Source organism: Actinomyces oris (assembly GCF_006546825.1).
Taxonomy (GTDB): domain Bacteria; phylum Actinomycetota; class Actinomycetes; order Actinomycetales; family Actinomycetaceae; genus Actinomyces; species Actinomyces oris.
The window spans coordinates 485656-497628 of the sequence record NZ_VICC01000004.1; the positions used below are offsets into that span (position 1 = coordinate 485656).

At 71.8% G+C, this 11973-nt stretch carries 7 protein-coding genes; 4 read left to right on the forward strand and 3 right to left on the reverse strand.

The window, feature by feature from the left end; translation table 11 throughout:
* Nucleotides 1–34 precede the first annotated feature (34 nt).
* The 4 genes from FK267_RS06340 (at nucleotide 35) to FK267_RS13620 (ending at nucleotide 6400) form a co-directional block, all read left to right on the forward strand.
* On the forward strand, nucleotides 35–2248 hold the full coding sequence (locus FK267_RS06340) for a beta-galactosidase (RefSeq protein ID WP_141406644.1): 2214 nt from the start codon (nucleotides 35–37) through the stop codon (nucleotides 2246–2248).
* A 101-nt stretch (nucleotides 2249–2349) separates the two neighbouring features.
* A complete protein-coding gene (locus FK267_RS06345; protein WP_141406645.1) occupies nucleotides 2350–3408 on the forward strand; it encodes a hypothetical protein in 1059 nt (352 codons plus the stop codon).
* A 365-nt stretch (nucleotides 3409–3773) separates the two neighbouring features.
* The gene (locus FK267_RS13615) at nucleotides 3774–5159 is read left to right on the forward strand and encodes a hypothetical protein (protein WP_232622539.1); all 1386 of its coding nucleotides are present in this window, start codon (nucleotides 3774–3776) and stop codon (nucleotides 5157–5159) included.
* Complete coding sequence (locus FK267_RS13620; protein WP_232622540.1) at nucleotides 5066–6400, forward strand: hypothetical protein; 1335 nt, start codon at nucleotides 5066–5068, stop codon at nucleotides 6398–6400. Before FK267_RS13615 ends, FK267_RS13620 begins: the two co-directional genes overlap by 94 nt.
* Nucleotides 6401–6466: 66 nt before the next feature.
* Here FK267_RS13620 and FK267_RS06355 read toward each other — a convergent pair whose 3' ends face one another.
* The 3 genes from FK267_RS06355 to FK267_RS06365 all read right to left on the reverse strand — a co-directional run.
* Nucleotides 6467–9922 carry an AAA family ATPase gene (locus tag FK267_RS06355; RefSeq protein WP_141406646.1) on the reverse strand — a complete coding sequence of 1152 codons (3456 nt, stop codon included), beginning with the start codon at nucleotides 9920–9922 and terminating at the stop codon, nucleotides 6467–6469.
* On the reverse strand, nucleotides 9919–11244 hold the full coding sequence (locus FK267_RS06360) for a metallophosphoesterase family protein (protein ID WP_141406647.1): 1326 nt from the start codon (nucleotides 11242–11244) through the stop codon (nucleotides 9919–9921). The genes FK267_RS06355 and FK267_RS06360 overlap by 4 nt, the downstream gene beginning before the upstream one ends.
* Before the next feature lie 51 nt (nucleotides 11245–11295).
* Nucleotides 11296–11973, reverse strand: a 678-nt coding sequence (locus tag FK267_RS06365) for a tetratricopeptide repeat protein (protein WP_141406648.1), incomplete at its 5' end; no start/stop codon positions are given.

Here is an 11973-nt window from a genome sequence, read left to right on the forward strand (position 1 = left end):
ACGGGGTGGGGGAGAGGTGGGGGAGAATCGCCCCATGACGAGTCCCTCGCCCTCAGCCTCCACACCCCGCCGCGCCCCGCACGAGCTGCTGGGACTGACCAGCCCCGCCTACGGCGGCGACTACAACCCCGAGCAGTGGGATGAGGCCACCTTCGCCGAGGACCTCGAGCTCATGGCCGAGGCCGGCGTCAACCTGGTCTCCCTCGGCATCTTCTCCTGGGCGCGCCTCGAGCCGCGCGAGGGCGTCTACGAGCTCGACTGGTTGGTGGAGATCGTCGACTGTCTCCACGAGGCGGGCATCGCCGTCGACCTGGCCACCGCCACCGCCTCCCCGCCCGCCTGGATGGCCACCGACCACCCCGAGTCCCTGCCGATGAACGCCGACGGCGTGCGCCTGGGCCTGGGCTCGCGCCAGCAGTACTGCCCCAGCTCCGCCGTCTACCGGGAGCGCTCCGCCGCTCTGGCCGCGGTGCTGGCCGAGCGCCTGGGCGACCACCCGGGCGTCGTCATGTGGCACATCGGCAACGAGTACGGCTGCCACACCGCCGAGTGCTTCTGCCCCGCCTGCGCCCGGGCCTTCCGGGCCTGGCTGGGTAGGCGTTACGGCGACGTCGAGCGCCTCAACGTCGCCTGGGGCACCGACTTCTGGTCCCAGCGCTATACGAGCCTGGAGCAGGTCGCCCCGCCCGCCGCCATGCCCACCTTCCCCAACCCCGCCCAAATGCTGGACTGGAGGCGCTTCAGCGACCACCAGCTGCGCAGCCTCATGGAGGCCGAGGCCCGTATCCTGCGGCAGCGCTCGACGCGGCCGGTGACCACCAACTTCATGGGCGACTTCCCGGCCACCGACTACTGGCGCTGGGCCGAGGCCCTCGACATCATCTCCGACGACTCCTACCCCGACCCCGCCGACCCGGCCGCCGCCCACGAGGTCGCCTGGGCCGGTGACCTCATGCGGGGCCTGGCCGCAGGGCGCCCCTGGATCCTCATGGAGCAGGCGCCCAGCGCCGTCCAGTGGCGCAGACGCAACTCTCCCAAGCGCCCCGGCCAGCTCCTCCTGTGGTCCCTGGCCCGTGTGGCCCATGGCGCCGACGGCGTCCTGCAGTTCCAGTGGCGCCAGTCCCGCCGGGGCGCCGAGACCTTCCACTCCGGCATGGTCCCCCACGCCGGGCGCGACAGCCGAACCTGGGAGGAGACCGTGGCCACCGGGCAGGCGCTCACACGCCTCGGGCCGGTCCTGGGGGAACCGGTGCGTGCCGAGGCGGCCCTCGTCCTGGATTGGGAGAGCCAGTGGGCCCTGAGCACCGCCATCGGCCCGGTCGAGGTCGGTGAGCGCTTCGAGACGGCCCGCGCCTGGCACCGCAGCCTGTGGGAGGCCGGGATCGCCACCGACATCGTTCCGGTGAGCCGGAGCCTGGAGGGCTATCGCCTCATCATCGTTCCCGCCGTGTTCATCGACCGCCCCGAGCTCGCCGAGCACCTGGAGCGGGCGGTCGCCGCCGGCGCCCAGGTCGTGGTGGCCGGTCCCACCGGGGTCGTCGACGCCAATGCGGGAGCCGTCCTGGGCGGCTACCTGGGATCCCTGCGGCCGCTGCTGGGGGTGCGGGTCGCCGATCATGCCGCCCTGACCGGTCAGGTCCAGCAGCCTGATCCCCGGGGCGCGCTCGTCAACCGCCTCAGCCGCGCCGTCGGGACCCCCGCCGCCGAGACCTGGACGGGACTGGAGGCCGTCAGCGAGCCTCTGTGCCGGGTCCTGGACCGGATGGGAACGCCCGCCCCCGATCTGCGCGTCGGCGGCTGGGCCGAGGAGCTCCGTATCGAGGAGGCGCCCGAGGCGGCGGATGAGAACACCTGGGCGGGGCAGGGCCGGCAGCCGGTCGAGGTCGTCGCGGTCTTCGACGGCCGCGGCGGGGGAGCGGACCTGGCCGGCCGTCCCGCCATCACCCGGCGGTCTATGAGCGGGGCAGGAGCGGGCTGGTACGTGGCCGGCGACCTCGACGCCCTCAGCCGGGCCGCGCTGTTGACACTGGTGTGCGCGCACGCCCGGCTGCGACCCGTGGTCGCAGACCTGCCCGACGGCGTCGAGGCCCAGCGGCGCGGGGACGTCCTCTTCCTGCTCAACCACTCCGACCGCGCCTGCGAGGTGGCTGGAGTCGTGGGCACCGACCTGCTGAGCGGCCAGTCCTGCACCGGCCACGTGATTGTGCCCCCGCGCTCGGCGCTCGTGGTGCACGAGAACACTCGGTGAGTCCTCCTTCGGGGCCGAGGCACCTCGTGCCGGTAGCCTCGGTGGCGTAGCCTCGTGGTCGTAGAGACCCCATCGTTACCCCTCTGGCAAGGAGCCTCATCGTGTCCCGTCCTCTCTCCCGTGGGCCGCAGTTCGACGACGATGCAGACGCGGACGCGGCTGTCGAGCGCACCGAGCACATCGACCGCGGTCGGCCCACCGAGCGGATCGACCTGGCCCAGATGGAGGCGCAGTCGGGGGCCACGGAGGCCATCGCCATGCCGCCGGGGGACGAGGGATGGGGGTACCTGCCGCCGTCGACGTCGACCCCGCAGCTGGCCGCCTCCCCGGACCAGCGCAGCCAGTACACCCAGGTCCTCCAACCCATGCCCACGGCGCCGCAGACGATGGCCATGGAGACGCCGCCGGTCTACCCGGCTGAGCCGGTCCAGCCGGTCTACGCCACCCCCGAGCCCGCACGGCCCATGGTCTCCCAGGTGCCAGTGCGTGAGACCTGGAGCGAGCCCGAGCCGGAGCCCCCGGTGGAGCTTCCGCGCCCGCCTGAGCGCCGTCGTACGGCCGCCTTGCCGTTGGGGACGATCATGGTGCTCGTGGCCTGCGGGGCCCTGGGCTGGGGGACCTACACGCTGCTGAGCACGCTGCATGTCTTCGAGATCCTCTCGACTCAGAGCTGGACGCCCAACTGGGCCGCGATCGGCGCCGTCGGCGGTGGCGCGGTGCTGGCCTTCTTCGCCTTCCTCGTGTCCTGCTCGGCGCTGGCCAGAGCCAAGCCGAAGGGGCCTGCCGCCCTGCTGGTCCTGGCGGCACTGTTCCTGCCCCTGGTGGCCACAGGAGCGGGCGTCTACTACGGGGCGGGCGTGCTCAAGACGCATACGCTGGCCGAGGCGGAGAGCTTCTCCGGCCAGCTCAAGATCGGCAATGTCGACCAGGCCCTCCGTGTGCTGCAGTCCGGAGTCTCCTTCCCTGGACGCGAGGACCTCATCAGCATCCTCAACACGGTCAAGGAGAAGGCCGCTGAGCAGGGTGTCACCTCGCCGGACACGGACTCGCAGGGGACCGACCAGTCCGGGGACCAGCAGGACGGCTCCCAGGACGGAAGCGGTCAGGAAGGCGGCGACGGCCAGCAGGGTGAGGGCGACTCGGCGGGCGGCGAGGGCTAGCCTCAACTGCGGTAGGACGTTGGGCGCACCGAAGGCGGCTCTGCCCGTGCTCATCCGCGGATCGCGCGGATCGCATATTAAGACTGGGTGACGAAACTGGTGCACGGCCGGTTTCCATGGGGTAGAACTGCCGTGTTTGATTCCCTATCGAAGGCAGCCCTGTGTCTACCAGCAGTTTTCCTCCTGATCCTTCGCAAGGCACTGGTGAGGCTCCAGTCCCCGCGCCCCCGATGACGTCGGGGCCGGAGACCGGCAGCTTTCCCGCTGTGCCTGTGCCTCCTCCGCCGAGCGCCCCCGCGCCCCAGGTGCCCAACGCGGCCGAGGCTCCTCCGCCGCCTCCGGTGCCCGCCCCTGGAGGAGAAGCTGTGGCCGCCCCGAACACGATGGGCGTCCCGGTCGCCGCCGGCTCCGCACCTGGTGCGCCGGCACCTCAGGCCCAGGGCGGGTTCGTGCAGCCCGGGCAGGCCGCTCAGGCCTCGCCCCTGGCGCAGACCTTCACCGCCTGGTTCCGCGGCCCGGGCCTGACCTCCACGGCTCTGAGCCTGGCGATCGTGCTCGGATCCGCAGCCATCAGCGCGATCCTCACGATGGTGGCCATGTCGACCACGGACTCGACGAAGACGTTCCCGACGACCTTCTCCACGCTGCCGCTGCTCATGGGCTGGAGCCTGGGTGGGCAGTTCGTCATGTCAGGCTCGAACTCTTACGAGACGATCACCCTGACCTTCACGCTGCTGCCCATGGGGGCACTGACCGCCGCTGGCATCGGGGTCTTCTGGCTGGCGCGCCGCCGGGCCGCGGTTGACGGGTCGGCGGCCCCGCTGGTCCCGACTCTGGCGCGGGCCGGAGCCGAGGCTCTGGCTGTGGCCCTGGTGGCCTGCTTGGTGACGGCACCGTTCTCCATGACCGCCACGATGATGGGGCTGAAGGTCATGACGGTCTCCTCCTCCGCGCTGATGACGATCCTGCTGGTGACGGTGGTGGTCTTCGTGGCGCTGGTGGTGGCTCGCAGCGGCGGGGCGCTGATTGAGCGCCTGCCGCGCCCGGTGGTGCAGCTCGGCCGGGAGCTGGGTGCCCTGAGCACCGCACTGGGAGTGGTCCTGGGGGTCTTCGTCGTCCTCGCCTACATCGTTGCGGCGCTGACCCAGGGGTGGAACCTGGCCTCGATCCTTCTGCTGCCGGTCTTCCTGCCGAACCTGGTGCTGCTCGCCCTGGGCATGGGGTCCCTGGGAGGCATCACTTTGGACAAGAGCGAGGCCGCGGCGGCTCTGGCCTACTTCCTGCCGTCCTTGGGCGGCGAGGAAGGCGGCGATGCCTACGCCTGGACCTGGTTCGGCAGCTGGTCGATCCTGCTGTTCGCGGCCATGATCGTGGCCATCGCGGCGGCGGCGCTGCGCGTGGGTGTCAGGCGCGCTCGCACGGGGCGGACCGAGTGGCAGCGCGTCTGGCAGCTTCCGCTCGTGTCGCTGGTCCTGGGGGCGATCGTCTTCTACGGGCTGCTCCCGTTGCGTTTCTCCGGCGCTGACACCCCGATGCGCTCCTCGGGTGGCGGGGCCGGCCACTACATGTCCTTGAGCATGCAGCCCAACGCCCTGACCTTCTTCCTGCTCGGGGTTGTCGTGGCGATCATCTCCGTGCTGGCCGAGCTGCTGCCCCTGTGGGTCTACTCCTCTCCTCCTTCCCGGCGGTGCTGCAGCTGGCCGGCGGGAAGAAGGCGAGTGCGGCCTGGCGTGCGGGCACCTCCGGCGTGAGTTCGACGTCGTCGGCCCAGCAGTGGGCGTACAGCACCGACCCGTCCACCGGGGCCAGCATCGCCACGGACCCGGCCACCGGCGCCGTCTTCTCCATGGACCCGGCGACCGGCCAGTGGGTGGAGACCACGCCGGCCTCGCAGGCCCCGGCTCCCGGACCTGGCGGCGCGGCCGCGGGCGCGACTGCTGCGGGCGACCTGCCCGAGCCCGCCCCGATGAGTGCGGCCTCGCGCAAGAAGGTCATTCTGGGACTGTCGGCCTTCGGGGTCGTGGTGGCGCTGGTGGTGGCCGGCGTCGTCGGGCTCAATATCGTCAACGGCATGCGCGGCCCCGAGAAGGCGGTCGAGAGCTACCTGACGCTCCTGTCGGAAGGGAAGGCCTCCGAGGCCACCAAGATGGTGGACCCCGGTGTCCCCAACGACCAGCGCAAGCTGCTGACCGACGACGCCCTCAAGGCCGCCAAGGCGAGGATCAAGGTCACCAAGATCGACAAGCCCACCATCTCCGGTGACACCGCCACGATCAAGGCTCACCTGTCCCTGGACGGGAAGGCCTTCGAGTACGACTTCACCGCCTCGAAGTCGTCGGGATCCTTCGGCCTGGACAGCTGGAAGGTGGATAAGCCCCTCGTGGTCTCCGCGGACTTCAGCTCCTCCTCGCTCCCGGGGCTGAAGGTCGCTGGGGTTGCCATCGACCTGGCCAAGGAGAAGGACGGGTGGAGTGGGAGCCGCACCTCGACCCAGTTCGCCTACCCCGGTGTGTACCCGGTGTTGGCGCCGGACTCCGTCAGCAAGTACCTCTCTGCCAAGGAGACCTCCTTCACCCTGATTCCTTCGGGCAAGGGTGCCGCCTCGGAGGCCGAGTCGGTGGGCACCCAGAAGGTGGATGCCACTCCCACTGACGAGCTCAAGACCAAGGCGCTGGAGAAGGTCAAGGAGCAGACGAAGACCTGTGCGACCGTTCCGACGAACTCGGACAAGACCTGCCCCTACCAGACCTCCTCGGACATGACCTCGTTGTCGGTGGAGAAGGACGCCACGAAGGTGGAGTTCTCCGAGGACAGCAATGACCTGTCCTTCACCTCCGACGAGATCAGCATCTCCGGGTCTCCCAAGCCGACGGCCTTCGACAAGAACCCCAGCCCCCGCAAGGCGAAGTTCACCTTCTCCGGGAAGGTGGAGCTGCCGGAGGGTGATGGCGAGCCCACCATCACGATCGAGTCCAGCAGCAGCGTCTTCTAGGGCCACTGGCCGGTGCCGGCCGCTGGGTCGGCACCGGCCAGGAGGACGTATTCGCGGCGCGTCGTCTCAGGCGGTCACCTTCAGGGTGGAACCGCCCGAGGCGACGCGCCGCACTGCGATGCGCTCGGCGATCTGGTCGCGCAGCTCGGCCACGTGGGAGACGATGCCGACGGTGCGCCCGCCGGCGCGCAGGTGGTCGATCTGGGCCATGACCGCCTGGAGGGTGTCGGCGTCCAGGGTGCCGAAGCCCTCGTCGATGAAGAGGGTCTCCAGGCTCACGCCCCCGGACTCGGCCGAGACGACGTCGGCCAGGGCGAGGGCAAGTGACAGGGAGACGTAGAAGGTCTCCCCGCCCGAGAGGGTCCGGGGGTCGCGGGTGCGCTCGTCTCCGAGGTGGTCGACGACGGCCAGCCCGAGCCCTTTGCGGCGCTTGCGCTGGCTGGTCTCCTCGGCGACCCGGATGAGCTCGTAGCGTCCGGAGGACATCTGGGACAGGCGCTCATTGGCGAAGACGAGGACCTCCTCGAAGCGGGCCTGCAGCACCCAGGTGGCCAGGGGCGTGCCGGCCTCGTTCTCCCCGCGGGCGAGGTTCGCCACCCGGATGAGGTCGGCGCTGGAGCCGGCCGCCTCCTCATAGGCGGTGGCCGCCTGCTCGACGCCGTCGACGGCCCGGCGCAGGTGCTCGTGGGACTCGGCGGTACGCGCCTGAGCGGAGGCGGCCTGCCGGGCGGCGGCGTCCGCCTGGGCGAGCTCGGCGGTGGCGGCCTCGAGGCGGTCCTCCTCCTGGCCGCTCAGGGCGGCGATCTGCGGGTCCTCCAGCCCCAAGCGGACCCGCTCGTGGGCGGTGGCGGCGGCGCGCACGCGGGCCGACAGGGCCTCGATGGCACCGCGCTCCATGAGTGCCGCCGTTGCCTGCGCCGCACCGGCGAAGCCCTCCTCCGTCAGCGCGGCGGCCAGGTCCGCCAGGGCGCTGCGGGCCTGGGCCAGGGCGGTGCGGGCAGTGTCGACGTCCTGGGAGGCGTCCTCGGCCTCCTTGGCCCGCACGAGGAGCGCAGCGGCGCGGGCGGTGACGCTCGGCCAGGCCCCGCGCGCCTCCAGGCAGCGCCGCTGGTCCTGGGCGAGGGCCTCGCGCTCGGCCTCCAGGCGGCTACGGGCGGACTCCTGGGCGGAGCGGGCGGCATCGAGCGCGGCGCGCTCCTGCTCGGTGCCGGCATCGAAGGCCTCGAGCCGCTCCACCAGCTCCTCGACGCCGTCGGCTGCGGCCCGCGCCGTGGCCAAGGCGGTGGCGGCCGCCTCCAGCGCCTCCTTGGCGGCGGGGACATCCATGCCGTCACTGGCGCGCTGGGCCTCCTCAAGCCGGGCGGCACAGGTGTCCCGTTCCCGGACGGCGCCGCTGAGCGCCTCGTCGGCCTGCCGCTGCTGCTCCTCAGCGGCCTCGACCTGCTGGCGGGTGGCGCCGTCGGTGCCGGCGGTGGCGGGGGAGGGGTGCCTGGTCGAGCCGCACACGGGGCAGGGCTCGCCCTCGGTGAGCTCACCGGCCAGTGCCCCGGCGGCCTCGGAGATCCAGGCCAGGCGGGTGGCACGAACCCGTTCGGTCGCCTCCCGCGCGAGTGCCGCCGCTTCAGCGCAGGCATTGTCCCGCTGGGCGAGCTGGGCGCTGAGCTGCTCGACAGCGAGGGCCGCCCGGTGGCGCTCCTCGGCCCGGGCCCGGCGGTCTTGAAGACCGTCAAGGCGCTCGTGGGCCGCGCGCGCCGCCTCCAGCGTCTCCACCAGGGCGGTGCGCCGCGCGGGACGCTCGGCAAGCTTCTCCGCGCGCTGCTCCAGCTGGCCGGCGGCGCGCTGCAGCTCCGCCTCCCGCTGCTGCGAGGCACTCTCGCGCTCAGGGAGGCCGGCCTCGAGGTCCACGAGGGCCTCGAGCTGCCCGTGCTCGCGACGGCAGTGGTGCGCCAGGTCATCGAGATCGCGGGGGCTCAGGGCCTCGGCTTGGGTCGTCTCGGACGCTTTGGCCGCCACGGGGGTCTCTGTGGCGTCGGAGTCATGCGGGGCCGCGTCCGCTGCGGTGGCGCCGGCCCTGGCCTCGCTGGGTTCGGCCTCGAGGGCGGTGAGCTGGCGCTCCGCCTCACGGACCAGGGGCTCGATGAGGGCGGCGGGCGTCACCGCCGCATCGAGACCGTCAGCGTCGCTGATGGTGGCATCCTCCGTGCTGCTGACGCTGGTGCCTCCGGCCTGTTCGGCCAGGTGGGCCAGGCCGCTCTGGTCGGCACGTGCGGCCAGTGCAGCGACGGCCTGCTGGGCGCGGTGACGGGCGGCCTGCTCGGCGACCAGGTAGGGCCGCACCCGGGAGGCTCGCTCGGCAGCCTGGAGACGCCGGGCGTCGTCGGCCTCCTGCTCGGCGCGCTCAGCCAGCCGCTCGTTCTCCTCAATGAGGGCCCGGCGTCGCTCCAGGAGGTCGTGGAGGCTCTGGGCCTCCTCACGGGCCGACCGGGCCCGGGTGAGGACCGTCCCCGCGGCCTCAGAGCGGGCGTCGGCCGATGCGACCCGGTTGCGGGAGGCCTCCAGAACCTCAGCCCCGATACGGCGAAGAGCCACCAGGTCCGGGGTGGCGCCCGCCATCGCCGCCTCCAGCGCCTGGGCCGGTGTTGGAGCAGGGCCGGCGTCGGCCTCCTGAGGCTCCGCGCGGCCGGCGTCATCCATGGGCAGCGGCAGCGCCTCCTGGGTCCCCCCGGACGGGGCCTGCAGCGACGAGTTCTCTGGTGACGAGTCCTCTGGGAGAACGGCCTGATCGGCGTCGGCAGTCTCCTCGCCGGTAACCGTAGTTTCGGTGGGGGAGGGGACCTCGGTGAGGAGGGGGTGCCGTCCCAGGGAGGCTACCTGCCCACGCAGGTCGGCGGTGGCCTGCTCGACCCGCCGGGCCCCGTCCCGGGAGGCCTGGATGAGGGCGTCCTGGATGGCGTCGTAGATACCGGTGCCGAAGACGTCCTTGAGGAGGTGCTGGCGCTCGGAGGAGTCGGCGCGCAGGAACCGGGCGAACTTGCCCTGCGGCAGGACGACCGTCTGCGTGAACTGCTCCCGGCTTAAGCCCACGGCGCGCGCGATCTCCGCGTCGGCGTCGCCCACGCGGGTGACGGGCTCATCGAGCGGCTCCCCGCCGACCTCGGCCAGGCGCCAGAGCTTGACGGTGCCGTTCTGGGTGGTGGTGCCCTGCCCGCGCCGCTTGGCCCGCTCGTAGGTGGGGGTGCGGCGCACCCGGTAGACGCCGGCGCCGGTGGAGAAGACGAGCTCGATGACGCTCTCGGTGTGCGGGCCCACGAGGGTGGAGCGGATGCGCTCCTTGGAGGAGTCGGCCGAGTCGGCCACGTCCCCGTAGAGGGCGAAGACGATCGCGTCGATGATGGTGGTCTTGCCCGAGCCGGTGGGGCCGGTGAGCAGGAAGCGGCCCGAGGCACCCACCGCGTCGAAGTCGATATGCTCCCGCCCCGCGTAGGGGCCGATGCCGGTCATGGTCAGGGAGTGGATCCTCATCGCTCGCTCCTCGCGCTCGCCAGGGCTGACTCGTACGCGCTGCGCAGGACGCCGCGCTCGGAGGGCTGCGGGGCGCGTCCGCAGACGTCGTCGAAGAAGTCCTCGGTGATGCGCAGCGGGTCGGCCGCGGCGGTGACGGCGATGCGCTCGCGGGCGGTGCGCGTGGGGGCCTCGTGCTGGAAGGCCAGGAGGCTGGGGAAGCGCTCCTTGAGGGTGGCCAGGGCGCCGGGTGGCCGCTCGCCCTGGAGGATGACGCGCACCCAGGCGCCGGTGGCGTCGTCGAAGGCGGGGGAGAGGAGCTCCGGCATGGTGCCGGTCAGGGTGCGCACCTGGTGCAGGACCGGGGTGGGGATACGCTCCAGCCCGGTGACGCCCTCGGCGCTGAGATCCAGCAGGACGGAGGACTTGGTGGCGGAGTTGCGGGCGCCTTCGGCCTCGTCGAAGGAGAAGGGCAGGGGCGAGCCGGAGTAGACCAGGCGCGGGCCGGCGGGCCGGGTGAGCTCCTGGGGCCGGTGGAGGTGACCGAGAGCCACGTAGTCCAGGCCACCGCTGCGCTCGGCCAGGGGTGAGCCGCCCAGGGTGGTGAAGACGCCGGAGGGCACGGAGTCGACGCCGCCGACGCGAATGTCCCGCTCGGACTCGCACGCTTCGCCGCCGACGACGAAGGCGTGGGCCATGAGCAGGCTCGGCAGGCGCCGGCTGCGGCCGGCTCGCAGGCGGTCCAGGTCCGCGCCCACGAGGCGCAGGGCGGCGGAGACGACGGCCTCATGGGAGCGGGGCAGGCGCGGGCGCTCCGGCGGGCCGGGCTGGGAGTAGGCGTCCTCACCCTCGTTGCTCTCCTCTCTCACCGTGTGCTTCGCGGGGAGCTCCTCGCCGAGGCGCTCGGAGAGGAGGGGCGGGAGGATCTCGCGGGCGGCGTCGGGGTCAAGGTAGGGCAGGGCGTGGACGATGGCGGCCTCGTTGCCATCGGCGTCAGGCAGGATGATGCCGCGGTCGAGGCCGGCGGTGCGGGCCCGGATGATGAGGCCCTCGCGCATGAGGTCGGCGGCGAAGCCGAGGCGGCGGGCGGAGTCATGGTTACCGGGGGTCAGGACCACCCGGGTGCGCTCGGTCAGGCGGCGCAGCGTCTCATCGAGGAGTGCGACGGCGTCATTGGGTGGGATGGCGCGGTCGTAGACGTCCCCGGAGACGAGGACGGCATCGACCGACTCGGCGGTGACGAGCTCGACGAGGTGGTCGGCGAAGGCGGCGTGCGCGTCATCGAGCACGCGCCCGTGGAAGGTGCGCCCCAGGTGCCAGTCGGAGGTGTGGAGGATCCGCATGCCGACACTGTCTCACAGCCCACCGACATCAATAACTGCGGCCTGCGGCGGTCAGTGACTGGTCTCCTGGTCAGAGTCGTCCTTGGTGCCGTTCTGCTCGTCCTCCTCTGTGCCTGACGGCCTCTCGAAGAGTTTCTCTGCGTCCTCAATCCTGCCTGCGGCGCGATAGGCGTTGGCAAGGTTAGCCTGTGTGGTGAGGGTGTCGGTGTGGTTGGGGCCCAGAGTGCGGGTGCGGTCGGTGAGAGTCTGCTCGAACAGGGGGATGGCTTCGTCGAGTCTGCCCGCCGTTCGGTAGGCGATGGCGAGGTTGTCCTGTGTAGTGAGGGTAAGGGGGTGGTTGGTGCCAAGAAGGTTCTCGAAGTCCTTGAGGGTCTGCTCCAACATAGGGATAGCCTCGTCGAGCCTGCCCGCGTGCCAGTAGGCGCCAGCGAGGTTGTTGCTTGAGAGCAGGGTGTCGGTGTGGTTGGGGCCCAGAGTGCGGGTGCGGTCGGTGAGAGTCTGCTCGAATAGGGGGATGGCTTCGTCGAGTCTGCCCGCGTGCCAGTAGGCGTTGGCGAGGTTGTTGCGTGCGGTGAGGGTGTGGGGGTGGTGGGGGCCCAGGACGTGCGTGAGGTTGGTGAGGCTCTGCTCGAATAGGGGGATGGCTTCGTCGAGCCTGCCAGCGTCGTGGTAGTCGAGGGCGAGGTTGTTGCGTGCGGTGAGGGTGTGGGGGTGGTGGGGGCCTAGGAG